At 70.4% G+C, this 26587-nt stretch carries 29 protein-coding genes; 8 read left to right on the top strand and 21 right to left on the bottom strand.

The features are described from left to right. Positions 1 to 35 precede the first annotated feature (35 nt). The 5 genes from N0B31_RS08010 to N0B31_RS08030 form a co-directional block, all read right to left on the bottom strand. Positions 36 to 578 (bottom strand): mechanosensitive ion channel domain-containing protein, encoded by a 543-nt coding sequence (locus N0B31_RS08010; RefSeq protein WP_260643341.1) that lies wholly within the window; start codon positions 576 to 578, stop codon positions 36 to 38. 37 nt (positions 579 to 615) lie between these two features. Continuing rightward, positions 616 to 930, bottom strand: coding sequence for a DUF7116 family protein (locus N0B31_RS08015; protein ID WP_260643342.1), 315 nt, complete (start codon positions 928 to 930; stop codon positions 616 to 618). Positions 931 to 1014: 84 nt separating this feature from the next. Continuing rightward, positions 1015 to 1389 (bottom strand): universal stress protein, encoded by a 375-nt coding sequence (locus N0B31_RS08020; protein ID WP_260643343.1) that lies wholly within the window; start codon positions 1387 to 1389, stop codon positions 1015 to 1017. Between the two features lie 101 nt (positions 1390 to 1490). Continuing rightward, the gene (locus tag N0B31_RS08025) at positions 1491 to 2438 is read right to left on the bottom strand and encodes a D-2-hydroxyacid dehydrogenase (protein ID WP_260643344.1); all 948 of its coding nucleotides are present in this window, start codon (positions 2436 to 2438) and stop codon (positions 1491 to 1493) included. A 30-nt stretch (positions 2439 to 2468) separates the two neighbouring features. Beyond that, entirely contained in the window at positions 2469 to 2855 is a 387-nt protein-coding gene (locus N0B31_RS08030) for a universal stress protein (RefSeq protein WP_260643345.1), read from the bottom strand. Positions 2856 to 2941: 86 nt separating this feature from the next. Between N0B31_RS08030 and N0B31_RS08035 the strand changes: the two genes are divergently transcribed. Further along, positions 2942 to 4186 carry an MFS transporter gene (locus N0B31_RS08035; RefSeq protein ID WP_260643346.1) on the top strand — a complete coding sequence of 415 codons (1245 nt, stop codon included), beginning with the start codon at positions 2942 to 2944 and terminating at the stop codon, positions 4184 to 4186. Between the two features lie 13 nt (positions 4187 to 4199). Here the strand turns inward: N0B31_RS08035 and N0B31_RS08040 are convergent, their stop codons facing one another. From N0B31_RS08040 to hisD, 3 genes are read right to left on the bottom strand one after another with little or no spacing between them, the layout of a single operon-like run. Then, complete coding sequence (locus N0B31_RS08040; protein WP_260643347.1) at positions 4200 to 4979, bottom strand: enoyl-CoA hydratase/isomerase family protein; 780 nt, start codon at positions 4977 to 4979, stop codon at positions 4200 to 4202. A 34-nt stretch (positions 4980 to 5013) separates the two neighbouring features. Beyond that, a complete protein-coding gene (locus N0B31_RS08045) occupies positions 5014 to 6567 on the bottom strand; it encodes a DolP-mannose mannosyltransferase (RefSeq protein WP_260643348.1) in 1554 nt (517 codons plus the stop codon). Between the two features lie 60 nt (positions 6568 to 6627). Continuing rightward, the gene (hisD, locus tag N0B31_RS08050; protein ID WP_260643349.1) at positions 6628 to 7899 is read right to left on the bottom strand and encodes a histidinol dehydrogenase; all 1272 of its coding nucleotides are present in this window, start codon (positions 7897 to 7899) and stop codon (positions 6628 to 6630) included. Positions 7900 to 8152: 253 nt separating this feature from the next. Here hisD and N0B31_RS08055 point away from each other — a divergent pair, with 253 nt between their 5' ends. From N0B31_RS08055 to N0B31_RS08070, 4 genes are read left to right on the top strand one after another with little or no spacing between them, the layout of a single operon-like run. Beyond that, complete coding sequence (locus tag N0B31_RS08055; RefSeq protein WP_260643350.1) at positions 8153 to 9217, top strand: metal ABC transporter substrate-binding protein; 1065 nt, start codon at positions 8153 to 8155, stop codon at positions 9215 to 9217. Beyond that, a complete protein-coding gene (locus N0B31_RS08060; RefSeq protein WP_260643351.1) occupies positions 9214 to 10008 on the top strand; it encodes a metal ABC transporter ATP-binding protein in 795 nt (264 codons plus the stop codon). The genes N0B31_RS08055 and N0B31_RS08060 overlap by 4 nt, the downstream gene beginning before the upstream one ends. Beyond that, positions 10001 to 11065 (top strand): metal ABC transporter permease, encoded by a 1065-nt coding sequence (locus tag N0B31_RS08065; protein ID WP_260643352.1) that lies wholly within the window; start codon positions 10001 to 10003, stop codon positions 11063 to 11065. Before N0B31_RS08060 ends, N0B31_RS08065 begins: the two co-directional genes overlap by 8 nt. A gap of 53 nt (positions 11066 to 11118) precedes the next feature. Continuing rightward, positions 11119 to 11799 (top strand): metal-dependent transcriptional regulator, encoded by a 681-nt coding sequence (locus tag N0B31_RS08070; RefSeq protein WP_260643353.1) that lies wholly within the window; start codon positions 11119 to 11121, stop codon positions 11797 to 11799. Positions 11800 to 11820: 21 nt separating this feature from the next. Here the strand turns inward: N0B31_RS08070 and N0B31_RS08075 are convergent, their stop codons facing one another. The 8 genes from N0B31_RS08075 to N0B31_RS08110 all read right to left on the bottom strand — a co-directional run bounded on the left by N0B31_RS08075 (position 11821) and on the right by N0B31_RS08110 (position 19302). After that, entirely contained in the window at positions 11821 to 12456 is a 636-nt protein-coding gene (locus tag N0B31_RS08075) for an ArsR/SmtB family transcription factor (RefSeq protein ID WP_260643354.1), read from the bottom strand. 255 nt (positions 12457 to 12711) lie between these two features. After that, positions 12712 to 12966: an MTH865 family protein gene (locus N0B31_RS08080; RefSeq protein ID WP_260643355.1), complete on the bottom strand. Its 255-nt coding sequence runs from the start codon at positions 12964 to 12966 to the stop codon at positions 12712 to 12714. Positions 12967 to 13036: 70 nt separating this feature from the next. Next, positions 13037 to 14074, bottom strand: coding sequence for an AIR synthase family protein (locus N0B31_RS08085; RefSeq protein ID WP_260643356.1), 1038 nt, complete (start codon positions 14072 to 14074; stop codon positions 13037 to 13039). Further along, the gene (locus N0B31_RS08090) at positions 14071 to 15111 is read right to left on the bottom strand and encodes an ABC transporter ATP-binding protein (protein WP_260643357.1); all 1041 of its coding nucleotides are present in this window, start codon (positions 15109 to 15111) and stop codon (positions 14071 to 14073) included. The genes N0B31_RS08085 and N0B31_RS08090 overlap by 4 nt, the downstream gene beginning before the upstream one ends. A 61-nt stretch (positions 15112 to 15172) precedes the next feature. Continuing rightward, a complete protein-coding gene (locus N0B31_RS08095; RefSeq protein WP_260643358.1) occupies positions 15173 to 16987 on the bottom strand; it encodes an ABC transporter permease in 1815 nt (604 codons plus the stop codon). 19 nt (positions 16988 to 17006) lie between these two features. Next, on the bottom strand, positions 17007 to 18065 hold the full coding sequence (locus N0B31_RS08100) for a thiamine ABC transporter substrate-binding protein (protein ID WP_260643359.1): 1059 nt from the start codon (positions 18063 to 18065) through the stop codon (positions 17007 to 17009). A 172-nt stretch (positions 18066 to 18237) separates the two neighbouring features. Continuing rightward, a complete protein-coding gene (locus N0B31_RS08105) occupies positions 18238 to 18432 on the bottom strand; it encodes a cold-shock protein (protein WP_260643360.1) in 195 nt (64 codons plus the stop codon). A gap of 312 nt (positions 18433 to 18744) precedes the next feature. Further along, a complete protein-coding gene (locus N0B31_RS08110) occupies positions 18745 to 19302 on the bottom strand; it encodes a carboxymuconolactone decarboxylase family protein (protein WP_260643361.1) in 558 nt (185 codons plus the stop codon). A 438-nt stretch (positions 19303 to 19740) separates the two neighbouring features. Between N0B31_RS08110 and N0B31_RS08115 the strand changes: the two genes are divergently transcribed. Continuing rightward, the gene (locus N0B31_RS08115; protein WP_260643362.1) at positions 19741 to 20226 is read left to right on the top strand and encodes a thiol-disulfide oxidoreductase DCC family protein; all 486 of its coding nucleotides are present in this window, start codon (positions 19741 to 19743) and stop codon (positions 20224 to 20226) included. Here N0B31_RS08115 and N0B31_RS08120 read toward each other — a convergent pair. Together N0B31_RS08120 and N0B31_RS08125 are read right to left on the bottom strand one after the other, a co-directional pair. Beyond that, positions 20214 to 21569: an NAD(P)/FAD-dependent oxidoreductase gene (locus N0B31_RS08120; protein ID WP_260643363.1), complete on the bottom strand. Its 1356-nt coding sequence runs from the start codon at positions 21567 to 21569 to the stop codon at positions 20214 to 20216. The two genes, N0B31_RS08115 and N0B31_RS08120, sit on opposite strands and share 13 nt — an antisense overlap. A 215-nt stretch (positions 21570 to 21784) precedes the next feature. Beyond that, complete coding sequence (locus N0B31_RS08125) at positions 21785 to 22159, bottom strand: VOC family protein (RefSeq protein WP_260643364.1); 375 nt, start codon at positions 22157 to 22159, stop codon at positions 21785 to 21787. Between the two features lie 120 nt (positions 22160 to 22279). Between N0B31_RS08125 and N0B31_RS08130 the strand changes: the two genes are divergently transcribed. Both N0B31_RS08130 and N0B31_RS08135 read left to right on the top strand, forming a co-directional pair. After that, positions 22280 to 22735 (top strand): hypothetical protein, encoded by a 456-nt coding sequence (locus tag N0B31_RS08130; RefSeq protein ID WP_260643365.1) that lies wholly within the window; start codon positions 22280 to 22282, stop codon positions 22733 to 22735. A 73-nt stretch (positions 22736 to 22808) separates the two neighbouring features. Then, positions 22809 to 23036, top strand: a complete 228-nt coding sequence (locus N0B31_RS08135) for a hypothetical protein (RefSeq protein WP_260643366.1) — start codon at positions 22809 to 22811, stop codon at positions 23034 to 23036. 277 nt (positions 23037 to 23313) lie between these two features. Here N0B31_RS08135 and asd read toward each other — a convergent pair whose 3' ends face one another. The 3 genes from asd to N0B31_RS08150 all read right to left on the bottom strand — a co-directional run bounded on the left by asd (position 23314) and on the right by N0B31_RS08150 (position 26534). Then, positions 23314 to 24348: an aspartate-semialdehyde dehydrogenase gene (gene asd, locus N0B31_RS08140; protein WP_260643367.1), complete on the bottom strand. Its 1035-nt coding sequence runs from the start codon at positions 24346 to 24348 to the stop codon at positions 23314 to 23316. 99 nt (positions 24349 to 24447) lie between these two features. Beyond that, a complete protein-coding gene (locus tag N0B31_RS08145; RefSeq protein ID WP_260643368.1) occupies positions 24448 to 25929 on the bottom strand; it encodes an MATE family efflux transporter in 1482 nt (493 codons plus the stop codon). Then, the gene (locus tag N0B31_RS08150) at positions 25926 to 26534 is read right to left on the bottom strand and encodes a TetR/AcrR family transcriptional regulator (protein WP_260643369.1); all 609 of its coding nucleotides are present in this window, start codon (positions 26532 to 26534) and stop codon (positions 25926 to 25928) included. Before N0B31_RS08150 ends, N0B31_RS08145 begins: the two co-directional genes overlap by 4 nt. Positions 26535 to 26587 lie beyond the last annotated feature (53 nt).

The raw sequence follows: 26587 nt of genomic DNA on the forward strand, positions 1-26587 counted from the left end.
AGGCGGAGGACAAAAGCCCGCTGTCGAACGGACGGTCAGTCGGCGTCGTCGAGCTTCGTCCACTTCTTCTCGATCTCCGCGTTCGCACGGACGACGGTGTCGTCACCGACCGTGAGTCGGGTCTTGCGGAGTTCGATGGCCTTCACCGTCCCGACCGTGCCACCGATGTCGACCGTGTCGCCGGGGTCGAAGTCGGGGTCGCGGAGGAGGTAGACGCCCGCGACGGCGTCGGCGATCATGCCCGAGAGGGCGTAGGAGACCCCGAGTGCGAGGAAGCCGGTGGCGGTCCCGAGCGACGTGGCGATGCCCTCCAGTCCGACGATGGAGAGGAACGTCAGCGCGACGCCGAACCAGAGGAAGACGAGGACGACGGTGCTGACGAACTGCCGGTAGACCGGCGAGTCGCCCGGAAGCGCCCGCGAGAGGACGGTCCGCACGGCGAACATCAGGACCTTGACGAGGACGTACGCGACGACGAGGAAGACGAGCCCGGTGAGGAGGTCGGGGATCACCTCGAGGACGTTGTCGACGAACGCTTCGAGGGCCGTCCGCACCACACTACCCTGTAGCGGGAGCATGGTCACCACGAGAAGCGCGGGGGGTTTGTAACGTCCGCTACGGCGCCGAGAGGACCGCGGCCGAGGGATGGAGGACTGTGTACGCCTCGTCCTCGACCCCGACGACGGCCCAGTCGTAGTCGGGGGCGCGTCCGAGGAGGTCCTCTCGGAGCGACTCCGCTCGGTCGAGCGGGGCGACGAAACAGCGCAGACTCCCGTATGCGGGTGCTTCTGCGGGGTCGGCCGTGGTGACGTAGACGGTGCGCCACTTGCGCTCGGCCCTGAACTCGCCCCGGTCGGGCGTCACCTCGTACCCGAGGTCGGTGAAAATCGTCCGTGCCCGTTCGTCGAGTGACGTGCTAACGGCTGCCATCCACCATGAGGTTACGTGCCGCTCGTGATAAGTGTTCTCGTGGCACGAGACAACTTCCACGCCAGCCCGTGCCTCGCGGCCGGCTCAGGGGTCGCGGGGGACGACGAACACGGGCACCTCGACGGTCGAGAGCACCGCCCGCGTCGTGGTCCCGATGGTCGAGAACCCGCCGGGCGCGTCGCGCCGCGGGCCGACGATTATCTCGTCGGCTCCGATCTCACGGGCCAGCGCGACGATCTCCTGTGCCGGCTGCCCGCGTCGCCGGATGGTCCGAACCTCGGCCACCTCGGTCAGCCGGGTCTGGGCCTCCTCGAACGCCGTCTCCGTGGCCTCCTCCACGTCCGGTTCCTCGACGGAGAGGACGTACACGGCGTCGTCCGGAGTCAACTTCTCGAGGAGGTAGTCGCAGGCCGCCGTGGTGGTCTCCGCGGACGCCGTCGCGACGAGGTAGACGGTCACTACAGGAGCCTCTGGTAGGCATCCCCAATAGTGTTCCCACGCTTCGGTCCCGAGAACCGTCGTGGGGAGTGGGGAGCGGGGGAGGAAGCCGAACGGCGCCCTCAGACGACCCGGTTGGCCAGCGGCCCCCCGGACCCGAGGCGGGTGACGTTCCCGGCCACCAGGTCCGCGAGGCGGTCGTAGTACCGCGGCGTCGCCCCCGCGTTGTGCGGCGTCACGAGGACGTTCCCGAACCCCCAGAGCGGGTGGTCCGGCGGGAGCGGTTCGGGGTCGGTCACGTCCAGGGCGGCCCCGCCGACGGCGTTCCGCCGCAGCGCCTCGACCAGCGCGTCGGTGTCGACGACCTGCCCCCGCGCCACGTTGACGAGGACGCCGTCGTCGCGCATCGTCCGGAACGCCTCGCGGTCGACCAGCCCACGGGTCGCGTCGGTCAGCGGGCACGCGAGGACGACGTACGCGGCCTCGGCGATGGCATCGTGGAACCGGTCGGGGCCGACCACCTCGTCGGCCGGCCCTCCGTTCGAGGGGTCGCCACGGACCCCCACCGACCGCACGCCGAACGGGTTGAGGCGGTCGACGACAGCGCTCCCGATGGCGCCGAGCCCGACGACGGCGACGGTCGACCCCTGCAACTCCCCGGTCGGGTACGAGCGCCACTCGCCGCGACTCGCACGCTCCCGCCCGACGTGGAAGTTCCGCGAGAACGCCAGAATCGCACCGACGACGTGCTCGGCGACGTTCGGCGCGTGGACCCCCGAGGCGTTCGTCACGGCCACGCCCCGTTCCTCGAAGGCCTCGAGTGGCAGGTGCGAGTGCCCGGCGTAGGCGCCGGCGAACAGTTCGAGCGAGTCGGCCGCCGCGAGCAGGCCCTCGTCCATCCGCGGGCCGGTCACCACCGTCGCGTCGGCAGCGAGGTCACGCTCCTCGGCCGGCGTCCGTGCGAGGCGAACCTCGCAGTCGAGACGCTCGCGCAACGCCGTGGCGTACTCCTCGACGGGCATCCCGTGGACCCCCTCGCGGAGCACGAGGACGGTCGGGTCGTCGGTCATGGTCGTCCGTCGACCCCGTGGGACAAGAAACTACGAGAGGGGCTCGAGCGGGAGGACGACGACGGGGACCGCGGTCCCCTCGAGCACCGCTCTGGCTGTCGGCCCGAGTTCCGGTCCTGCCCCCGACCGGCCCCCGTGTGGGCCCACGAGGAGGACGTCCGCGTCGAGGCTGTCCACGCTGTCGAGAATCTCGTCGGCCACGTCACCCTCTCGTTCCTCGAACGCGAGTTCGCAGAACCCGGTCAGGCGGGCGGTGGCGACGTTCGCGGCGTCACCCGGGTCACGCTCGTCCGCGTCCGTCTCGACGACGGTCAGTACCGTCGCCCGGTCGTCGGGGTCGAGTCGGGCCGCGTCGAGCAGGTAGTCACAGCCCGCGGCGGTCGTGTGGACGGAGTCGGTGGCGAGGAGGTAGTGCACGGCGGGGGATAGCGCGCCGCAGACTCGGGCGTTGTGGTCGGGGCGAACCACGCCCCTCAAGTCCATACCGTCCGGACTCGTGGACAGTGACACGCCGCACCCAGTGGGGACTCGTCAGCCTCGCCGCGCTCACGCGCTTCGGGAGCGGCATCCTGATGGGGACGGTGCTGGCAATCGTCGTCGAGCGGACCGGGTCGGCGCTCGCGGCGGGCGTCCTCGCCACGGGCTACTTCGCGGGGCTGATGCTGTTCTCGCCGGTCTGGGGTGCCATCGCGGACGTGACCGGCCGGCGCCGGGCGGTGATGGTCGGCACCGGCGCGCTCGCGACGCTCTCGATACTGCCACTCACCCTCTCGGACGCCATCGGCTGGTCCATCCTCTGGCGGGCGGTCTACTCCGTGTTCGCGGCCGGGTTCGCGCCCGTCGTCCTCGCCATCGTCAGCCACTACGGCGGCGCCAGCGGGACGGGCCGCTCCATCGGCTTCTACAACGGCGCCCGCTCCGGCGGCTTCGCCGGCGGCAACCTCGTCGCCGGCGTCCTGCTGGGGCTCTACCTCCCGGGCGACATCTACCTCGTCGTCGGGGCGCTCTCGCTGGTCTCGACGCTCGCCGCCCTCGGCATCGAGGACCCGACGCCCTCCCCCGACGGCGACGCGACGCTCCGCGAGGTGGCCAGCGAGGTCCGCCACCGACTCCTCCCGAGCGTCGGGGACCGCGACCACCTCCGGACGAACGGTCTCGCGTTCCTCTACCTCGGCCTCGCGGTCCGGAACGCCTGCATCCTCGGCGTGATGGCGCTCATCGCCCCGTTCCTCGTCGGCACCGTCGGGCTCACCGAGGCGACGATGGGGGCAGTGCTGGCGGCGAACCACGGGACGCAGGTGCCGGCGATGGTCGCGCTCGGCGTGGTCGCCGACCGGGTCGGGCGCAAGCCGCTCGTCGTCGCCGGGATGGCCGGCAGCGGCCTGTTCGCGCTCGTCGTCTCGCTCGCGCCCGCCGTCGCCCCCGACTCCCGCGTCCTCTTCGCCGCGGGCGCGATGGTCGTCCTCGGCGTCGCCTTCTCGGCGATGACGACGGGGGCGCTCGCGTTCATCTCGGACGTCGCACCGCCGAACCGGGAGTCCGAACTGATGGGCCTGCGCTCGACGGCGAAAGGGCTCGGTGGCGTCGTCGGACCGGTGCTCGTCGGCGGGGTGGCGACGCTCGCGGGCTACCGGACGGCGTTCGCGCTGGCGTCGGTACTGGCGTTCGCCGCCGCGGCACTCGTCTGGGTGGCGTTGACGGAGAGCCGGCCGACGGGGAGCGGTGAGGTGGTGCCGGCGGGCGACTGAGTACCGACGCCCGTCACTCCCCCTCGAACTCGGCCTGCTCCTTCTCGAAGAACGCCTCGACGCCACGCTGGTAGTCTCCGGTCTTCGTCAGCCCCACGATTGTCTCGGCCTCCTCCTCCATCTGCTCGGAGAGCTGGCGGTCCAGCGAGGTCCGGAGCAGCCGTTTGGTGCCGGCGTGGGCGAGGGTGGGGCCCTCGGCGAGCGCGGCGGCCTCCTCGGCCAGTCGCGTCTCGAACTCGTCGTCCGGGACCACCTCGGTGACCAGCCCGATCTCCTCGGCCTCGGCGCTCCCGACGGACTCGTTGCGCATCGCGATCTCCTGTGCCTTGCGCAGCCCCACGAGTCGGGGGAGGAAGTACGACGAGCCGCCGTCGGCCGAGAGGGCGATGGCGGGGTAGGCGAACTGGAACCGTGCGGATTCGGCCATCAGGACGATGTCGCCACAGAGCGCCGGCCCGATGCCGCCGCCGGCGGCCACGCCGTTGACGCCGCAGACGACGGGCTTGGGTGCCCGGTGGAGCGTGCTCACCATCGCGTGGAGGTGGTTGGCCACCTCGCGGAGGAGCGCCCCGTCGCTCTCGTCGAGTTCGAGCATCCCGAGGTCGGCGCCCGTGTGGAACACCTTGCCAGTGCCGGTGAGGACGATACAGCGGACGGCGTCGTCCTCGACGAGTTCGATGGCCGCCTCGTGGAGTTCGCGGGCGGTCTGGGCGTTCATCGAGTTGTTCTGCTCGGGCCGGTCGAGCGTGATGCGGCCGACTCCCTCCGTCCGCGTGACGGTGACGTGGTCCATACCGCCCGGGGGTGCGACGGGCGGCGGCAAAACGCTACCGGCGGGCGAGACGCGGTGTGGTCGGCGTCGCCAGTCTCGGGGTGGACGTGGCCGGCGTCGGCGTGGGTGTCGTCACGCCGTCGGCCGGGCCACGCCGTTCGAGACCGAGCCCGTACGTCTCGCGGACGGCCCGCCACGTCGGCCCGAACTGCCCACAGTCGGGTTTCCAGTAGCGGACGTCCGGGTCGTCGGCGAGACCGAGCCGCTCGACGAGTTCGTACTGCGTCCGGCCGACGAACACCCGGCAGGTGGGGGCCTCGTGGCCGTGCCAGTAGAGCTGCTGGCGCTCGGTGAGGTTGTACGGCATCTCCATCTCCACCGCTTCGGTGGTGTCGTAGACGGCCGCGTCGGTCAGCCCCGTCGAGCCGGTGCCGTAGCCACCGAACGTGAGGACGCTGACGAGGGCCATCCCGCAGACGACGACGGCGACGGCGCGTCCGGCGCTGGCCCGCACCGAGACGCCGTCGGTGGCCTCTCGAAGCGCCCGCCTCGACCGGCCGACGACGCACCCCACCCCCACGCCGACCACCGCGAGGAACGGTATCAGGTCGTTCTTCGTGTCGTAGTCGACGAACAGGAGCGCGAGGAGGAACCACGCGGCGACGGCGACGACGGGTGCCACCTGCCGGCGGGTGTCGGCGTCCCGGCGGAGCGCCGCCAGCAGTCCGTAACACCCCAGCAGCACGACGGGCAGCGCGATACCGAGTCCGTCGACCACCCGTTCGACCGGCGAGGCGCCTCCGCCGTCCTCCGTCCCCAGCAGGGGGACGAACACCGTCTCGACGACCATCTCGGGGACCGTCCCCCACCAGAACACCGGGAGGGAGACCAGTCCAGCGGTCACGAGGATGGCCGCGAGGTAGCGCCGGGTCGACCCAGCGTCGCGTCCGGCGAGAGTCCCGACGAACGTGGCGACGGGGACGACGACGGCGAGCTGCCACGTCCCCACCGCGAGCGCCGAGGCGACGCCCGATCCGACCTCGCGGTCGGTGACGTGGTAGTAGAGCGCCACCAGGACGAACGCCGCGACGAGGTACTTCGCCTTCAGGCCGATAGTCGCCCGCCACCAGTACCGCGGGAGGACGAACGGGACGAGCGCGGCGACGACCCCACCCAGCGAGTCGCCGGTCACCTCCCGGACGATGCCGGCCGCGGCGACGCCCCCGACGGTGACGGCGGCCACGTTCGCGCCGAGCGCGAGGGCGTGGTAGGCGTAGGTATCCGGCGCCACCGTGGCGAGGAGCCACGACAGCTCGAACGGGACCGGGGGTTTCACCTCCCAGATGGTCTCGTAGAGCCGCCCCCCGCGGGCGAGGTGGAGACCGACGAACTCGAAGATGACCGAGTCTCCGAGGACGACCCGCTCGGTGGCGGCGAGGCCGGCACGCAGGCGGAGGGTGGCGTGTACCTGCAGCGCGGCGACGAGGGCGCCGATCCAGACGTACCAGTAGCGGTCCCGGAGCGTGGCGAGGTCGAGGGGTGTGTCGCCGAACGTGCCGGTGAGGACCGCACGCAGTCGCTGGAGGCGTGTGCGCAACGGGGAGGGCATCGCGTCGTCCGAGTCGCCGCTCGGGCGGGTGGTAAACCTTGTGTGCCGACGGGTCGCGGCTCAGTCCTCGAAGCGCTTCTCCACGCTCGCGGCGTGAGCTTCGAGCCCCTCGGCGCGCGCGAGCGTCGTGATGGCCTTACGGACGTCGCCGAGCGCCTCCCGGTCGAGCCGCTGGACCGTCGAGGAGCGCAGGAACGTGTCGACCGAGAGCCCCCCGTGGACCCTCGCCCCGCCGTTCGTCGGGAGGACGTGGTTCGTGCCGGCAGCGTAGTCGCCGGCGGCGACGGGCGAGTAGCCGCCGAGGAAGACGCTCCCGGCGTTGTCGACGCGCTCGAGCAGCGCCTCGTCGTCCTCGGCGACGACGCTCAGGTGCTCGGCGGCGTACTCGTCGGCGAACAGGACCGCCTCGGGCATCGACCGGGCGACCAGCACGCCCGACGCGTCGTTGTCGAGCGCCGCGCGGATGGTCTCCTCACGCTCGCGCTCGGCCGCCTGTTCGTCGACGGCCTCGCAGACGGCCGTCGCGAGCGCCTCGTCGTCCGTGACGGCCACGACCGAGGCGTTCGGGTCGTGTTCGGCCTGCGCGACGAGGTCCGCCGCGACCAGTTCGGGATCCGCGGTCGCGTCACAGAGCACCAGCACCTCGCTCGGGCCGGCGAGGAAGTCGATCTCCACCGTACCGCGGACCTCGGCCTTCGCAGCGGTGACCCAGCGGTTGCCCGGCCCGACAACCTTCTGGACGGCGTCGACCGTCTCGGTGCCGTAGGCGAGCGCACCGACGGCCTGCGCGCCGCCGACCCGGTAGACCACGTCCGCCCCGGCGTGGTGGATGGCCCCCAGCGTGACCGGGTTCAGCTCCGTCGCGGGCGGCGTGGCGACGGCGACGTGTTCGACGCCGGCCACCTTCGCGGGGACGACGCCCATGATGGCCGAGGAGGGGTAGGCGGCCGTCCCGCCGGGGACGTAGACCCCGGCCCGTTCGATGGGGCGGAACCGTCGCCCGAGTTCGCGCCCGTCGAACGAGTCGCGCCAGTCCTCGGGGACCTGCCGCTCGTGGAACGCCCGGACGTTCTCGGTGGCAGTCTCGATGGCCCCCTTCAGGTCGTCGTCGAGCGACGCCCACGCGCGCTCGGCGTCGTCGGTGATGTCGAGGTTGCCCACCTCGCAGTCGTCGAACTCGCGGGCGAACTCGCGGAGGGCCACGTCACCTTCCTCGCGGACGCGCCCGAGGATGTCGCGCACGTCCTCGCGTACCGCCTCGACGCCGGCGTCGCGTTCGAAGAAGGCGACGCGCTCGGCCGGCGAGAGGTCGGCGACGGCTCTCGGTTGCATAACGGGGTGTTCGCGGGGGCCGGAAAAGACGGTTTCCATGCCGTGTGGTGCCGGGACGGCTGGCGACCGTTCCACGACTGCGCTACGGAGTTCGACCGAACGGGGGAACGGCCAGCCCCCGGCGGTTTCGTGAGCCGCTCCCCGCCGGTGTGGAGGTCCCCCACCGGCACCCGGGTATCGACAACCTATATATGAGAGGAGCACCACGAAATAGTTAGACGAGTCTAATCCGACTTCGAACATCTATCGAATCATGGTATCTAGAGAGCACACTCTGAGTCGACGCCGTGTGTTGCGAGCAGGTGGACTGGTGGGAATCGCGGGGCTGGCTGGCTGTACCAGCCTCGGCAGTACGGTGGGCGGGGGTGGCGACGACGGTGATGCAGACGACGACGGCCCCGTCGCCGTGGCCTCCTTCTTCAGTTTCTACGACTTCGCCCGGAAGGTGGCCGACGGTACCCCACTCACCGTGAAGAACCTCGTCCCGACGGGGTTGCACGGCCACGGCTGGGAGCCGAACTTGAGCATCACCCGCCAGATCGTGACCGCGGACGCGTTCGTCCACGTCGGCAAGGACTTCCAGCCGTGGGCGGACCGGGCCATCCAGACCCTGAAGGACGACGGGGTGGACACCGCACTCATCAACGTCCGCGAGGGTATCGAACTGGTGCCGCTCGCCGCCTCGCTCGACCGGGACGAGGAGGGCGTCGGGGAGAACCGCGGGCGCGACCCACACTTCTGGCTGGACCCCCAGCGCGCGAAGCGGGCCGTCGACAACATCACCGAGGGGTTCGTCGACCTGCTCCCCGAGCACGAGGACGCCTTCCGGGAGAACGGCGAGACGTACAAGACGGACGTCCTCGACCGGGTCGACGCCGACTACGAGGCCATCTTCGACGCCGCGAGCCGCGACGTGGTCCAGCTGGCCGCGCACAACGCGTTCCAGTACGTCGGTGAGCGCTACGGCGTCCGGATGCGACCGCTCGTGGTCAACCTCGCCGCCAGCGGGGACGTGAATCCGAGCGACATCACCGAAGCGAAGCGGGTCATCGACGAGAACGACATCCGGTACATCGGTGCGGGCGTGTTCGAGACGCTCAGGCCCGCCAAGCAGCTGGTGGCCGAGACGCCCGTCGAGGCGTACTTCCCGGTGACCCCCTACGCCGGCGTCCGCGAGGACTGGGTCGAGGCCGGCTGGGGCTACGAGGAGATCGCCTACAACATCAACATGCCCACGTTCGAGGTCGTCCTCGGGAACGAGGCACCCGAGGACGCCGGCCCCGAGGGCTGGGCGGCCGAGTGGAGAAACTTCGAATGAGCACCGAGGGCACACCTTCCGAGGCCGGTCCCGGCGCGCCGGTGGTCTCCGTCGCGGACGTGGCGTTCGGCTACACGAGCGTCCCCGTCGTCGAGGACGTGAGCCTCGACATCCAGCCCGGCGAGTACGTCGCCGTGGTCGGTCCGAACGGGTCGGGCAAGTCGACGCTCATGAAACTCGTGCTGGGCCTGCTCCGACCGGACGCGGGGGAGGCACGGCTGTTCGGCGAACCCGCCCACGCGTTCGACGACGGCGCGCGGGTCGGCTACGTCGCCCAGCACGTCTCGGCCGCCAAGGAGATGCCCATCACGGTCCGTGAGGTCGTGCGGATGGGGCGGTTCGCCCACGTCGGCTTCGGGACGCTCGGCGCGGAGGACGATGCCATCGTCGACCGGGCGCTGAAGACGGTCGGGATGAGCGGCTTCGCGAGGCGTCGCATCACCCAGCTCTCGGGCGGGCAGCGCCAGCGCGCGTTCATCGCCCGGGCGCTCGCCAGCGAGGCCGACCTCCTCGTGCTCGACGAGCCGACCGTGGGCGTCGACGCGGAGTCCGTGGAGGCGTTCTACGACCTGCTTCGGGCGCTCAACGACGACGGCATCACCGTCCTGCTCATCGAACACGACCTGAGCGCAGTCGCCGAACACGCCGAGCGGGTCGTCTGCATGAACCGCGAGGTGTACTTCGACGGCCCGACCGACGAGTTCGTCCAGAGCGACGCGCTGGCCCGCGCGTTCGGGACCACCGCGCGGTTCCTGACCGCCGGTGCGCCGACGGAGGCCGACGATGACTGAACTGCTCGGCCCCCTCGTGGCGCTCCTCGCGGGGGTGCTCGACCCGCTCGTGTTGCAGGGTGGGCTGGAGGCGCTCGGTGGGCCGGTGTACGATGCGCTGGCGCTCGTGCTCGAGGGCTGGTACCGCGTGATGGACTTCGTCTACGCGCTGACCGGCCTCGAGATGATCGACCCCGACTTCCGGTTCATGCACCGGGCCATCCTCGTCGGCCTGTGTATCGGCGTGATGGCGCCACTCATCGGGACCTTCCTCGTCCACCGCCAGCTCGCCCTCATCGGTGACGCGCTGGCCCACACCGCGTTCGCGGGCGTCGCCGTCGGCCTGTTCCTGAACGGCGTCCTCGAACTCGGCGTCTCGCCGTACCTCACGGCCGTCATCGTGGCGATGCTCGCGGCGCTGCTCATCGAACTCATCTCGGAGGTCACGGACGCCTACAACGACGTCTCGATGGCCATCGTCCTCTCGACGGGGTTCGCGCTCGGGACCGTGCTCATCAGCCTGAACGCCGGTGGCCTCTCGGTCGGCATCAACCAGTACCTGTTCGGTAACCTCTCGACCGTCTCGGCGGAGAACGCCGTCATCCTGCTGGCGCTGTTCGCCGTCATCGTCGGCACCGTCGCGCTGACCCGGAACCAGTTGCTGTACGTCACGTTCGACGAGGTGGCCGCCGAGGTGTCTGGCATCCCCGTCCGCTGGTACAACCGCGTGATGGTGATGCTCACCGCGATGGTCGTCGTCGGCGCGATGCAGATCATGGGCGTCATCCTCGTCGCCGCGATGCTCGTGGTGCCCGTGGCCGCGGCCTCGCAGGTCTCCCGGAGTTTCACCGGGTCGCTCCTGACGAGCGTCGTCCTCGCCGAACTGGCGGTCCTGCTCGGTATCGGCGTCTCGTTCTACGGTGAGGCGACCGCCGGGGGCGTCATCGTCCTCGTCGCCGTCGCCATCTACGTCGTGGCGGTGCTGGTCGGGAAACTACTGGCCCGGCGGGACCGCGAGACGCCGGTGTCGGTGGGTGCCATCGACACGGACCGGACGGACCCGACGGAGGCCGACTGACGATGGGCGACACCCGAAACCCTAACTCCGGCCGGCCGAAGAGGCGGACGAAGATGTTGAGCGCCGTCATGGAGGACTACATCAAGGCGATATACGTCATCCAGAACGAGACGGGCGAGCGGGTCTCCACGTCGGCGCTCGCGGAGTACCTCGACGTGACCCCACCGACTGTCTCCTCGATGGTGAAGAAACTCGAGGAGCGCGGCCTCGTCGACCGCGAGGAGTACAAGGGCGTCACGCTCACCGAGGACGGCGAACTCGTCGCGCTGGAGATCCTCCGGCACCACCGGCTGCTGGAGTCGTTCCTCACCGAGCAACTGGACTACGACTGGGCGGACGTCCACGAGGAGGCCGACCGGCTCGAACACCACGTGAGCGACGAGCTCGCGCGGCGCATCGCGGAGGCGCTCGGCAACCCGGGCGTGGACCCGCACGGCGACCCCATCCCCGACGCGGACCTCCGACTGCCCGAGGGCGAGGAGACGACCCGTCTCGCGGAGATGGCGGTGGGCGACCGCGTCCTCGTCAAGCGCATCCGCCACCAGGGCGACGAGGAACTGCGCTACCTCGCGGACGCGGGCATCCGACCGGGCGTCGAACTGACCGTCGTGGACGTGGCCCCGTTCGGGATGATGACCGTGGAGACGCCGGCGGGCGAGCAGTCGCTCCCGGACGAGATCACCCGGCTCATTGAGATCACGAGCGCCGAGGTCGAACAGGACGCCTCGGCCTGAGCGGGTCGGGTCGCCGCCTCGTCACACGCCTCGCGCGTACCAGTAGCCCGTCAGCACGACGATCGCGACGAGGCCCCCGAGGAAAAACAGCAGGAGTGGGTCGGGGTTCGCGAGGAGGCCAGCGGCCCCGCCCGCGACCGTGTCGGCGCTCGAGGCGCCCGCGTCACCGGCGGTCTCGGCGGACAGCGAGACGGCCGAGTCGGCCGTGGGGCCGGCGGGGGCGAGTAGTTCCCGCAGGCTCCCCGCGGCCGCGACTGCCACGGCGAGGAAGAGGTAGAGCCCCAGCACCCGTCCGAGGAGTCGAGAGAGCCGCGAACGGTCGTGTTCGTGACCGGCGAAGAGGACGACGGCCTCGCTCTTCGGGGCGAAGATGGTCATCTCGTTGCCCTTCTCGGAGTAGCCGACGCCGGCCGGCTCGATGAGGTCGGCCTCCTCCAGTCGCCCGAGGTGGTAGTGGACGTTCTGCAGGCTCGTACCGACCTCGTCGCGGACCTCCGGCGGCGTGCTCGGCTGTTCGTAGATGTGCGAGAGGATACGTCGGGCCGTCTCGCTGGAGAGCGCCTCGAACGCCCGGTCGGCTTCTACCCCTTCGATGTCGAGGACGCGGGCCGACTCCGGTGCGCGTTCGGACTCGACACGACGCGGTAACAGTCCCATCGCCCACCGATAGTGAACGGAGGTAGATGGGTCTTCCCGTGGTTCAAACGGTGGTTTGAGCTATCGTGGGGGACCATCGACTCGAGACAGAATCGGGAGTCGGTGGTTCGGTGGCGGGGCTAGGCGGTGCTGGGCGGTGCGGTCGAGTACACCCACCCGTCACGAGCGGCGAAGCCGCGAGTGGCGCAGTTTTTCCCCGCGTTTTCGCGACGAGCGGTTCGCGCCGCAGGCGCGAACCCGAGGAGTAAAACGTGGTTAGAGGTGACCCTGGTCCTCGAGGCCCTCCATGATGTCGTCGACGAGGTCCTCGACGGAGTCGTACGGGAACTCCTGACTGCCGCCACCCTTCGTGTTCAGTTCCATCGCGGTCATCGAGAAGTCCCCCGACTCGAACGTCGTGCCCGGCCCGGCCGGGAGCGCCGGCACGAGGTCCATCGGGCTGTTCACGGGGTAGTCGGCGCCCTCGAAGGCGTCGACGAACTGCTGTCGGAGGTCGTCCTTGTCTACCATAGCACACGAAGAGTACACTCACGTGGTGTTGTAAGTTGTGATTCGTGCATCGTTTACCGTGGCGGACGCCTCACTCCTCGCTGAGCGCCCGGTAGACGGCCCACGAGGGGTCGACGTCCGGGTGTTCGACGTGCTCGCCGTCGACGTAGACGCCCTCGCCGGCCGACACCTCGCCCACGACGGCCGCGGGCGTCCCACGGTCCTCGAGGGCCGCGACCACCGCTTCGGCGTCCGCCGGTGCGGCGGAGAGCAGGAGCGTCCCACAACTGGTGACGTGCCACGGGTCGACGTCGACGGCCGTACAGACGGCGTCGACGCCCGGTGCCATCGGCACCGCCGAGCGGTCCACGTCGAACCGCACGCCGGCGCCGCGGGCCATCTCGACCAGACCGCCCGCGACCCCGCCCTCGGTGGCGTCGTGCATCGCGGTCACCTCGCCGGCGGCGAAGGCGGCCCGTGCGTCGGCGACGGCGGCGATGTCGTCGACCCGTTCCCGCGCCGTCGCCAGCACCGCCGCCGGCAGGTCGAGTCGGTCGCCGAACAGCGTGGCGAACAGGCCCGCCACCTCCGCGGCGGGACCGGTGGAGACGACGAGGGCGTCGCCCGGTCGGGCACCGTCCGGACGGACCACGTCGGCCGGGTCGCCCACGCCGAACCCCGTCGCGGCACCGACCCACGAGGAGGCCACCCCGGAGTACCGGCCGGTGTGGCCCGTGACGACGCTCACGCCCAGCGACTCGGCGTGGTCGGCCATCCCCCGCCAGACGCGGGCCACCTCGTCGTCGGTCATCTCGGGCGGGAGGGTGAGCGCGACGGCGACGTGGGTGGGACCCACGCCGGAGACGGCGACGTCGGTCAGGCAGATGTCGAGGGCGAGTCGGCCGGCGCGTTCGAGGCCGAGCGCCGGCAGGATGGAGAGCGGGTCGGTGGCGGTGACGACGCACTCGCCGCCGACCTCGAGGACGCCGAAGTCGACGCCGTGTCTCGGGCCGACCAGCACGTCCGAGCGGGTCGCTCCGAGGTTCGGGTAGACGTGCCGTTCGAGGAACGCCCGGTCGAGTTTGCCGAGTGCGGGGGCCGGTTCGGGGTCGGGAGTCGGGTCGCTCACAGGAGGTGTCCCTCCGCCGGGTCGAAACCGACTTCGATGTCGCCCGTCGCCCGATCACGCGAGCGCACGAGTAACTCACGGCCCGCCCACGCACAGTGCAGGCGGTAGCTCTCGCCGAGGAACTCCACGTTCTCGACGCTGACGGGGAGCGTGACGACACCCTCGCCGAGCGTGAACGCCTCGGGTCGCACGGAGAGTGTCACCCGGTCGCCGGCCGGCCGGTCGGCCAGCTCGGGGAGCGGGACGGTCACCGCCGTGTCGTCGACCAGTCGGGCCGCACCGTCGGTCGTCACCTCGGCGTCGAGGAGGTTGTTGTCGCCGACGAACGCCGCGACGAACCGGGAGGCCGGTCGGCGGTACACGGTCTCGGGCCGGCCCACCTGCTCGATCCGGCCGGCGTTCATCACGGCGACACGGTCCGACACCGCGAGCGCCTCGGCCTGGTCGTGCGTGACGTACACCGTCGTCGTCCCGAGTTCGCGCTGGATACGCCGGACGGTCACGCGGAGCCGTTCGCGGAGGCGGGCGTCGAGCGCCGAGAGGGGTTCGTCGAGGAGGAGCAGGTCCGGCCCCGGCGCGAGCGCACGTGCCAGCGCGACCCGCTGGCGCTGCCCGCCCGAGAGTTCCGTCGGGTCGCGGTCGCCCATCCCACCGAGGTCGACGAGGTCAAGGAGGTGCTCGACGCGGGCGGCGGGCGAGCGGTCGTCCGGCGGGTCCCGGAACCGCAGCCCGTAGCCCACGTTCTCGCGGACGTTCATGTGGTTGAACAGGGCGTAGCTCTGGAAGACGATACCGACGTTCCGGTCCTCTGGGGGGCGGTCGGTGACGTCCTCGCCGTCGACTCGGACGGTCCCCTCGGTGGGCCTCTCCAGCCCCGCGAGCACCCGGAGCGTGGTCGTCTTCCCGCACCCCGAGGGACCGACGAGCGTGAAGAACTCTCCCGGGGCGACCGAGAGCGAGACCGAGTCGAGCGCGGTCACGCCGCCGTAGCGGACGCTCACGTCCTCGAGTTCGACGGCGACGGAGTCGTGGCTCACGGCTCCCTCCGCTCGCCGTTCGCGACCCCGAGCCGTCTCGCGCCACTCGACGGGGCGCACCTCACAGCTCGTACCTCCCCCCGAACCGGTCGATGACGAGGAAGCTCCCCGCGGTCACCACCAGGAGCACGGTCCCCATCGCCGTCGCCGGACCCAGACTCGGGCCGATGGAGCGGTTCCCGATGTAGCGTTCGAGCGCCACGGGCATGGTGGCGCTGTCGACACCCTCCGCGAGGATGACTGTGGAGTCGAACTCCCCGACGGAGATGGCGAACGCGAACGCCGCGCCCGCGAGGACCGCGGTGGAGACGAGGGGCAGCTCCACGTCCAGCAGGGTCCGAACGCGCGAGGCGCCGAGCGACCGGGCCGCGTCCACGACCCGCGGGTCGAGACCGCCGAGCGCGGGGGCGACGTTCCGGGTGACGAACGGGTAGGCCGAGACGGCGTGGGCCGCGACCACCGCGACGGCGCCCGTGACGACGATACGCTGGCCGAACAGCACGGTCCCGAACACGAGCGTCTGGAGCAGGCCGAGCCCGACGACGACGCCCGACACCGCGAGCGGCGCGGTGAGGACGGCCTCGGCCGCTCTGGACCCCCGACCACCCCGAACCGAGAGGACGCTGACGACGACGCCCATCGGCACCGCGATCGCGAGTGTCCCGACGCCGAACGCGAGCGAACGGAGGACCGCCGGGAGGGGACGGACCGTCCCCGCCGCGGCCGCGGTCTGCTGGTCGAGGAGGAACGCCCAGTAGGCCGTCGTGAACGTGCCGCTCGGGTCCGTGACGCTCTCGACGACCATGCTCAGGAGTGGCCCGACGAACACGACGACGACCACCGCACCGTACCCGAGGAGCGCCACACGGACCGGGTCGGCCAGCGAGCCGACCCCGTCGAACAGGGGTCGCCGGGGGAGCGGCCGGCCACGGTCGGTGGTGCCGGCGGTACGGGCCTCGTAGCGGAGGTAGAGGTAGGTGAGGGAGAGCGTGAGCACCGTCTCGATGGTGCCGATGGCCGCCGCCTCGGTCAGCGCGAGGTCGCCGACCCGCGCGTATAGCCACACCTCCAGCGTCGCCAGACGCAACCCACCGAGCGCGAGGACGATGGGGAACGTCATGAACGTGAACACGAACGTCAGCAGCGCCGAGGTGAGCAGCGCCGGCCACAGTTGCGGGAGGACCACGTCGCGGAACGCCCGCCGCGGCGAGGCCCCCATCGTGCGGGCCGTCTCCACGCCGGAGGCGTCGACGGACTCCCACGCCGCCGTCACGAGCCGGGTCACGAGCGGCGCGTTGTAGAACGCGTGGGCGAGGACGATGATCTCCAGCGTGAACAGGAGCCGGACCGGCCCCAGCCCGAAGACGCCGAGGACGTCGTTGAACACGCCGTTGGCACCGAACATCGCGAGGAAGCCCACCGCGACCATCACGGAGGGGAGGACGAACGGGAGGATGGTGAGCGACCGTATCGTCCGGCGGCCGCGGAACTCGAACCGCGAGAGGAGGTAGGCGCCGGGGAGGCCGAGCGCCACGCTGGCGACGGTGGAGAGCGCCGCCTGGTAGGCGGTGAACCCGACGAGGCCGAAGCCGAGCGGTGGGACGTCGAACGGCGAGAGCGTGACGTCGGCCAGCCACGCCGCGACCCCACCGGGCACCCCGAGCGGGTCGGCGAACAGCCCGCTGGCCGCCCCGGTGTAGAACGGGTCGGCGAGCACCGCGAGCAGCGGCCCGGCCGTCAGTCGCCCCCCGTCGACGAGCGCCTGCAGGAGGACGCTCCCGACCGGGTGGTAGAACGTGACGACGAGGACGGCCAGCGTGCCGAGGGTGCCGAGTGCGAGTGCGTGTCGCTCGAGCGACTCGCGGAGCGCGCTCACGGGCAGGCTCCCCCGACGCTCAGTTGCTGGCGACCTGCCGTGCCCAGTCTTCGATCCACGTGCTGACGTTGCCTGCGAGTTCGTCGTACGTAAACGTGACCGCTTCCGGGGGTTCGTAGGCGTACTGTGAGAACTCCTCGGGCATCTCGACCCCCGCCACGGCTGGGTACTGCACGTTCCGGGAGGCCACCTCGCGCTGTGCCTCGGGGGTGAGGACGAACTCCATGAACTGGCGGGCCAACTCGCCCTCGTCCGTGCCGGCGAACATCGCCATCGCCTCCGGGTTCGCGTACCCCTGGTCTTCGACGAAGCCGACCTGGTGACGGCTCATGTCCACGTCCGGGCCGTGGTAGTAGACCTGGTCGGTGGAGTACGAGACGACCATCGGCGCCTCCTCGGCGAGGTAGGCGTTGTACGCGGGTTCCCAGTCGTCCAGGATGGTGACGCCGTTGTCCAGCAAGCCCTGCCAGTACTCGAGGTAGCCGTCCTCGCCCTTGGCGTCGATGGTCCAGAGCAGGAACGCCCGGCCGGGGTCCGACTGCTGGGCGTTCTGCGTGATGAGCGCGTCCTCGAACTCGGGTTCGAGGAGGCCGTCGAAGGTGAACGGGCCGGACACCTCGTTCTCGTCGTAGACGAGCGTGATGTAGCCCGTGTCGTACGCGATGGCGCGGCCGTCCGGGTCGATGCGGAGGTCGGACTTGACGTTCGTCGCCCCGTCGAGGTCGGCCTCCACCCTGACGAACAGGTCCGAGTCGAGCCGTTCGTCCGCCCGGACGAGCTCGCCCGTGTTCAGACCGACGTACAGGTCGGCGTCGATGGGCGCATCCTGCTGGGCGCGCTGGATGTACTGGTTCAGACCGTTCTCGGGCGTGACGAACTCCACCGTCGCGTCCGGGTACTCCGACTCGAACGCGGACTTGAGCCAGTTGCCCGCGGTGCCCTCACCGGTGAACGAGGAGTAGGTCGCCACGGTGAGCGTGCCGCTCGGTGCGCCGCCGTCACCGACGAACCCGGTGCACCCGGCCAGCCCGACCGCACCCGCGGTGCCGACGCCGGTCAGGAACGTACGTCGTTTCATAACCGAGTGGTTGCACCCAGTGGTAGATAAGTGGCGTGGTGCCGGACGAGGGGGTCGCGTCGCTCGTCGATGTCGCCGTCGGAGAGCCGTGGCCGCCGCTGACCGGTCGGCGTCGAGAGAAATCGTGTCGTGTGGTTCGCCGCGTGAGCGGGCGTGAGTGGTTCCGTCGCGTCTACAGGCGCGTCAGGTTCGCCGCGCGGGGACCCTTGGGGGAGTCCTCAATCTCGAACTCGACCTCCTGGCCCTCCTCGAGGTCCGGGCCGCCCACGTCCTCCATGTGGAAGAAAACGTCGTCGTCAGAGTCCTCAGTGTCGATGAAACCGTAGCCGCCAGTGTCGTTGAAGAAATCAACCTTTCCGGTTGCCATTGCGAGTAGACGGAGCGGAGTGCCACGTATAAGGCCTCCGATGTTCGTCCAGAAATGACGACCCGAGATAGACGCACGGTCGACGCTCGTGCGATACGACACGAGTACTCTACCGTACAGTCGGTTCCACGCTGGATTCTCGACGCATCCGGCGAGGTTCCGGGGTCTCCCAGCCGTATCGGCACTTTCTGCCGGTTCTGTGAGGTGCGTGGGCGGACCACACGGTACTCGAGGGGCGGCGAGGGTACCGCGCCCGGCGACGGGTGGTGTCACCGTCGGTCTACGAGTCGCCCCGAGTTCGCGAGTTCGACCCTACCGTTCCGACGAGCCTGACCCCACGGTCGTCCGGTGGAGTCGCCCCACGCACCCACCGACCAGCCGACGACTCCGGTAGCCCACCGCGTCGACGGTGTTGCCGAGCAGGTTCGCGGCGTGGATGGCCCGGACGTACGCCCGGAGGTCGGCGGCCGTCTCCGGCCCGTAGGTGTCGACGAGCGTCGCGATGGCCTCCCGGCCGGGGTGGCCGTCCGTCTCGGCGTACCGCTGCGCGAACACGAGCGCCGGGCGTTCGTGGTCGTCGACGACCGCGACGCCGTCCCGTTCGAGGATGGCGTCCACCGTCGACTGGTCGACGCCGGCCTGTCGCGCGAGGCCGGCGTGGAAGCGGGCGCAGTACCGACACTCGTTGACGGCGGTCGTGGCGAGCATCAGCCGTTCGGCGAACGCCGGCGAGACGCGATCCGAACGGTTCGCTCGGACCAGCGCGGGGACGTTCAGGAGGCCCCGGGCCGCGTGGTGGGGGACCGTCCGAGGCGTGAGCGTTCGCTTGCGGAACTCGTCGGGTGGGCTGTTCGGGGTGTCGGAGGTCACTGCGCGTTCTACGCGCCCGGCGGGCAAAAGCACGCACGTGGACTCCTCAGGCGCGCCGTGTCGACCGGTCGGCCTCGTGGGACGTGGCCACCGCTCGGCGGCGGTGGAGTGTCGCCCGGAACACTAACGACCAGTCTCATCCCGAGGCGGCGTGCCGCGTCGACTGGGAAACCCTCGTGCCGGGCGGTCCGCGCCGGCTGGCGCGGACGGGTGCCGAGACGGCGTCAGCCGTCGAGGCAGGTGGCGCTGCGCGCGCCGGTCGGGCACTCCTTTCGGGCGAGTGCCAGCTCCACGTGCTGTCGCGCACCCGGGTTCTCCGCACCATCACCGCACCCTGATACGTACTCCGGGCGGGGACTTGAGGTACGCACGACACCTAGCGCGGCGAGGGGTTTCCCTGTTACGAACCTTCAGGTGTCGGGAGCGCGTAGGTGTGGTGTGAGCGAGACAGCGACGGACGTGGCCGACGGGGCGCTGGCGGAGGTGCCCGAAGGTGGGGCCGTCGTCCTCTTCGACGGCGTCTGTAACTTCTGCTCGTGGTCGGTCCGGTTCATCCACGAACACGACGACGGGACGCTCCGCTTCGCACCCCTCCAGTCCGAGGTTGGGGCCGCGCTCCTCGAACGGCACGGACTGGCGGCGGACTACTTCGACTCGCTGGTCTACCTCGGCGAGGACGGGGTCCACACCAAGAGCGACGGCGCGGTCCGTATCGCCCGGCACCTCGAGCAACCGTGGCGCGCCCTGTGGCTCGCGCGGGTCGTCCCCCGCCCCGTCCGTGACGTGGGGTACGACCTGCTCGGCCGGGTCCGCTACCGGCTCTTCGGCAAGAAGGAGTCCTGCATGATCCCTGGCCCGGACCTTCGCTCACGGTTCCTCGACGACCCCACCGACGAGTTCGGGACCGCCGGTCAGACCGCGTAGTCGTCCTCGCGTATCTGGCAGTACCGACCCCGCCGGTAGCGGAACTTCGTCCACTTGTAGCCCGCGAAGAGCTTCGCGCCGTAGAGTCCCGCGAAGAGGGCGTCCTTCACGTCGTAGAAGCCGTCCTCGGGCATGATGGAGTCGACGAGGCCGAACGTGCGGTCCCAGTCGTCGGGGCCGTACCCATCGACCATCTCGGCGAGTGCCACCGACCGGAGCACCTCGTCGCCCATCGCGCGCTGCCACTCCGTGTTGTACGCGCGCATCGCGCCGAGCGCGGCGAGACGCCCGGCTATCTGACCCGACCGGACGGCGGTGTGGTCCCCGCCCTCGTGGAACGCGCTCGTCGCGCCCATCGCCCCGCCGACCACGGCCACGTTCGCCCGCGTGGGCGACTCGATGGGGCGGGTGGAGGAGATGGGGTACGTCTCGGTGCCGCCGCGCTTGCCGCGGTCCTCGACGAGCTGGAACGCCTCGACGCCGAGGTCCGGGTACACCTCCTCGATGAGCCGTTCGATGTACGTCTTACCAGCGGGGATTCGCTCGTCCTCGGGGCGCAGGAGGCGGTAGCTGTCGCGGTCCTCCAGTTCGTCGATGTCGAGGCCGATGGGCATCGTCAGGCCCACGCGCGCGACGTTGCCGTCGTTCGGGAACACCCACGGGTAGGCGGTGTGCCCGGGCATGTACCCCCACCAGAACTTCAGGCGGTCGGGTTCGTACACCTCGTCGGGTATCTCGCGGTACTCCTGGTAGGCGATGTGGTTGGCCGTGTTCGTGGCCATCCGCTCGAACTCGCCGTCGGGGAGGAGCGGCTCGAGGACCGTGCCCGTGATTGTTCGCTGGGGGCCGTCCGCGAGTATCAGGTAGTCGGCTCGGATCTCCGTGCCGTCCTTGAGCGTCAGGGTGTGGCTCGGCGTCCCGACGAGGTCCGAGTCGACCGAGCGGACGCCCGTGCCGACCCGATACTCCGCGCCGGCGGTCTCGGCTCGCTCGCGGAGCCAGTCGTCGAACCGAGCGCGGTGCATCGTGAAGCCGAAACCGGGGTACGAGGAGTCGATGCCGGTCGAGTTCAGGTTCACCTCGCTGTTCGGACCGACGAAGTCCGCCCCGGTGAGTTCGCGGTGCTTGACCCACCCGGGGATCTCCTCGTCCAGGTCCATGATGTCGACCCAGTAGTCGAGGATGCCCGCGGCGTCCGTCGAGTCCGGCCCCAGCTCCTCCCGGTCGGCTCGGGGGACCCCCTTCTCGACGACGAGGGTATCGGCCCCCTCGCTGGCCGCCGCGTACCCGGCGGAGGAGCCAGCGGGCCCCCCACCGACGACGGCGACGTCTACGTTGCGCATATCACGGTGGGTGTCCGGGGCCGGCTTAAATCGATTGACCGCGCGGTGGGTGTGGTGTCGGGTCGGTCCCAGCCAGTCCCCCGTGGGAGGAGCGAGTGGGGCGCCATCCGCGGGGGAGACGAGGTTACTAGCACGGTACAGGCTGTACCGTGACGCGTCGGTCTGCCCGCTGGCCCGAGGGACTGGGAAGACGACTCGAGACAGAAGAGGCGGTCTCAGTCTTCGAGCGGCTGGATGAGTTCGACGACGTGCCCGTCGGGGTCCTTCACGAAGGCCGTCCGCGCGCCGGCCTCTGGCTGGTCGCCCGGTTCCTTCACGACACCGTGGTGCTCGATCTCCGCGAAGGCCGCGTCCACGTCCTCGACGCCGACCGCGAGGTGGTCCCACGTCTCGCCGTGGTCCTCGGGGGTCACGCCCCGCGTCTCCGAGAGCTGTAGTTCGACGCCGTTCTCGTCGGCGACGTAGCGGTTGCGCGTCTCGCCGTCGGCCGTCTCGAACTCCCACGAGAACTCGAAGCCGAGCTGTTCGGTGTACCACTCGACCGACCGGTCGGCGTCGGCCACGTTCAGGCAGGTGTGCAGGAACTGCATACCCGTTCGCCGGACGGGGAGGGCAGGAACCTTGCGATACGGGCGAGGGGCGCAGGCCGGCCCCGACCCGCACCGTCCCTGCCGTAGCACACTTGACCCCGGCACACCTACCGAAGGTCGATGGGAACGGACTGGCGAGCGGTGGGCGTGGGCACGCTGTGGGGTCTCGGCCACCTCGCGGTGCTCTCGGTGCCGCCGTTCGCCAGCCTCCGCTGGAGTGCCGTCCCGCTCGTCCTCGCGACGGGGCTGCTCGCGGGTGCGGCCACGGGCCGCATCGTCGACCACGTCGAGGGGGGTGGTCGCCACGGTCTGCTCTCGGGGGGCGTGACGGGCGGCTGTTTCGCCGTCGCCTTCTGGGTGGCGCTCTCCTCGCCCGGCATCGACGCGGGCGTGTTCTCCGCGTTGAACTACCTCCTCGCGACGAACGCGCGGTACTTCCCGGTCATCGCCACCCACGGCGAGTACGTCGTCGCCGCCTTCGCCGTCCTCGGCGGGTTCGGTATCGCCTTGCTCGGGGAGTACGCCGGCCGCCGGGCGCCCGAGCGTGGCGACGACTTCCTCCTCGTGGAGGAGTAGCCCGAGTCCCCGCGCCGGACGTTTCGACGGTTCTGCGAGTTCCTTCAAGAGGTATCGGGAGTTCGCAGTCGGTATGCCAACCCCGATATACGGCGGTCCCGACGGCGAGTTCCACACCGGCATCGAACTGCTGAAGCGCACGCAGGACGACAGCTGGGGATTCCTCATCGGTTACGAGGACCGGCTCGTGCTGTCGAGCCCGGCGGGAGAGGAACGGCTCTACGTCGAGGTCCCCGAGCACGAACTCCCGGCCGGCATCCACGAGGAGAACGGCGTGGTCGTGGACGAGCGAATCGTCTGAGCGAACCCACCGGGCGACACGGGAGGTCGCGGTCGCGGGGTAGTGCTGTCACCACCCGATTCGCGACCCGCTCCGAGGGCCGAAGGCCCGAGGAGCGCAGTGGTTCCCCACGTGTTTGCGAGCAGTGCGGGGCCGGAGCTCCCGCATACCGTGCGAACGGCGGCTTCGCCGTCCTCGGATATCTCCGATGGGCTGCGGAAGACGCGGCGCGTCTTCCGAGCGCCGTGAGCAGAGAGTGGTCGCGCTTCGCGCGACCCGACGAGTGAAAGGTGGGTTCCTACAGGTAGCCTTCTCTGGCGAGCAGTTCCCCGTTCAGGATGCTCGCCCCTGCCGCCCCCCGCAGCGTGTTGTGCGACAGGCAGTTGTACTGGACGCCCTCCGGCGTCTCGCGGAAGCCGCCCGCGGAGACGGCCATCCCGTCACCGAGCATCCGGTCGAGTCGGGGCTGGGGCCGCTCCGGGTCCTCGAACGTGTGGATAAGCGGCGCGGGCGACGAGGGGAGGTCCGCGCTCGGGTAGTCGGCCATCGCCTCGGCGGCGGATTCGGTGGTCACGTCCTGCGCGGTGTCGGCCCAGACGTTCTCGAGGTGGCCGTCGAGCGTCGCGATGCGGTTGCACGATGCCGAGACGTCCATCCCGTGGAGGTCGAGTTCGGCGCCGTCGAACCCGCCGAGCAGTTTACGCGACTCGTCCTCCATCTTCTCCTCCTCGCCTCCGATGTGGGGGATGGCGTTGTCGAGGATCTCCATCGAGGTGACGCCGGAGTAGCCGGCGCCGGAGACGGCCTGCAGGGTCGAGACGTGGACGCGTTCGAGGCCGAACTGGTCGAGCGCCGCCAGCGTGGGGACCATCGTGATGGTCGAGCAGTTCGGGTTCTTCAGGAGCGCGCCGTCCCAGCCGCGCTCGTCGCGCTGGACCTCGAGGAGATCGAGGTGGTCGGCGTTCACCTCGGGGATGACGAGCGGGACGTCCGGGTCCATCCGGGCGTTCGAGGAGTTCGAGGAGACGACGTAGCCCGCCTCGGCGAGACCGGGCTCGACCGCCTCTCCGACCGAGGAGGGGAGCGACGAGAACAGGAGCGGCACGTCGTCCGGGATCTCGTCGGCGTCGGTGGCCCGGACCGTCATCTCGGCCACGCTATCGGGGATGGGGAAGTCCAGCCCCCACTTGGCGGCGGCGCGGTACGACCGCCCGGCCGAGGCCTCGCTGGCGGTCAGTGCGGCGATCTCGAAGTCGGGGTGCGGGTCGAGCAGCTGGACGAGTCGCTGGCCCACGGCGCCCGTCGCGCCGAGGATGCCTACGCGGATGCTCATTGTCACGGATAGGGACGAGGCTCCTCTAAACGGTTCCGAAAGCCACAACCGGGCGGCGGGATGCGGCCGGCGAACCGGACGTCCGTCCAGTGGGCCGACTCAGTCGTCGGTCGGCGCGGCGTCCGCGTCGCTGCCGTCGGCGGCATCGCCACCGGGGGACCCCACCCCCCGCGTCGCGTCGGCGTCGCGCCAGCCGCCGCGGCGGAACCACCCGAACGCCAGTCCGGCACCGAGGACGTTCGAGACGACGAACGCGGCCCAGATACCGGTCGGGCCGAGGTCGAGGCCGATCGGCTGGGAGGCGAACCACGCCGTCGGGAGGCGGATGGCCGCGAGCGTGGAGATGGAGATGGCCGCCGCGACGATGGTCTGGCCGGCCCCGCGGAACGCGCCCGAGTACGATCGGACGATGCCGATGAAGCCGAACGAGGGCGAGACGATGCGGAGGAAGTTGGCGCCCTCGGCGATGACCTGCGGGCCGTCGGTGAACAGCGCCACGATGGGTTCCGCGAAGACGAACGTGACGACGCCGGCGAGCGCGAGGACGACGAACGAGGCCTTCGCGGCGAAGTCGGCGGTGGCCTGCGCGCGGTCCTGTTTGCCCGCGCCGATGTTCTGCCCGGCCATCGTCTCCACCCCACGAGCGACGGCGATGGCGGGGAGGAAGATGGTCGAGAAGACGCGCACCCCGACACCGAACGCGGCGACGACGGTGGTGGAGTAGAGGCCGACGATGATGAGCATCAGGTTGACCGACACCGCCCGGCCGGTCCCCTCGATGCTGGCCGGGACGCCGATGTCGAGCATCCGCCGGAAGTAGCCCAGTTCGGGCGTCATGTCGCCCAGGTGGATGCGGACCCCGCGGTTACCACGGAACATGATGGCGAGACCGACGACCATCGCCAGCCCGCGGGAGATGACCGTCGCGTAGGCGGCCCCCTCGACGCCCAGCTGGGGGAGGCCGATGGCGGGCACGCCGAAGATGAACAACGGGTCGATGACGATGTTGAGGACGACCGTCCCGAACTGCACGAGCATCGGCGTCACGGTGTCGCCGTACCCCCGCATCAGCGCCGTGAACACGAAGAAACCGAACATGAGCGGGAGGCCGGCGGAGATGACCCGCATGTAGTCGGTGGCACCCTCGAGGACGACGGGTTCGGCCCCGAAGATGGTCAGCACGTCACCCACGAACAGCAGGCCGAGGATACCGAGGATGGCGCTCACGACGAACGAGAACGTGATGGTCTGGGAGGCGGCGAACTCCGCCTGTCGCTCGTCGCCCTTCCCGACGTTCTGCGCGACGAGGACGCTGCCGGCCACGCTCACCCCGAAGCCCAGTGAGATGAGGAGGAACACCATCGGGAACGCGAACGTGATGGACGCGAGCGCCTCCTTCGAGAACTGGCCGAGCCAGAACGTGTCGGCGAGGTTGTAGGCCGTCTGGAGCAGGTTCGTGACGACGATGGGCAACGAGAGGAAGAACAGCGGCTTCGCGATGCCCCCCTCCGTCAGGTCGACCTGCTCGCGGCCGCGGAACACGGTGGCGAACTTCTCGCGGAGCCAGTCGAGCCGACTCACGCGGCCGCCTCCTCGACGAACAGGTCGTCGACGTAGTCACGGAGCGCCGACTCGGCGGCCGTCGTCTCCCGGTCCAGCGCCACCCGACGCGTGTGGGCACCGCTCGAGACGGTCACGACGAACTCGGCGGCCGTCTCGGGGGACACCTCCGCGCGGAGCAGGCCGGTTTCGGCCGCCCGCTCCAGCGTCGTGGTCAGTTCGCCGCGGAGGTACGCGTCGAACTCGGCCAGACGCTCGCGCAGCGCCGGGGCGTACGGTGCCTGCGCCTTCAACTCCAGCATCGCCGTCCGGAACTCCGCGTCCGCGTCGCCCCCCGGCGGCTCGAACAGCAACTCGACGAGCGCACCGAGACGCTCGCGCGGCCCGTCGCTCTCGACCGCGTCGACCCGCTCGCGGAAGGAGTCCAGCAGGAACTCGAGGAACGACTCCAGCAGCGCTGCCTTCGACTCGTAGTGGTAGTGCAGCGCGGCCTTGCTCAGGTCCGACTCGTCCGCGATGTCCTGCATCGTCAGGTCGGCGTAGCCGTGTCGACAGAGTGCGCAGTAGGTGGCCCGCATGATGCGGTCCGTCGTCTCACCCCGCTCGGGGGCGTCGCTCTCGCTCATTGCACTTACTGACTGGCCAGTCAGACAAGTATCCGTCGGAACGTGGGTCGACC

This window comes from Salinirubellus salinus, assembly GCF_025231485.1.
Lineage (GTDB): Archaea > Halobacteriota > Halobacteria > Halobacteriales > Haloarculaceae > Salinirubellus > Salinirubellus salinus.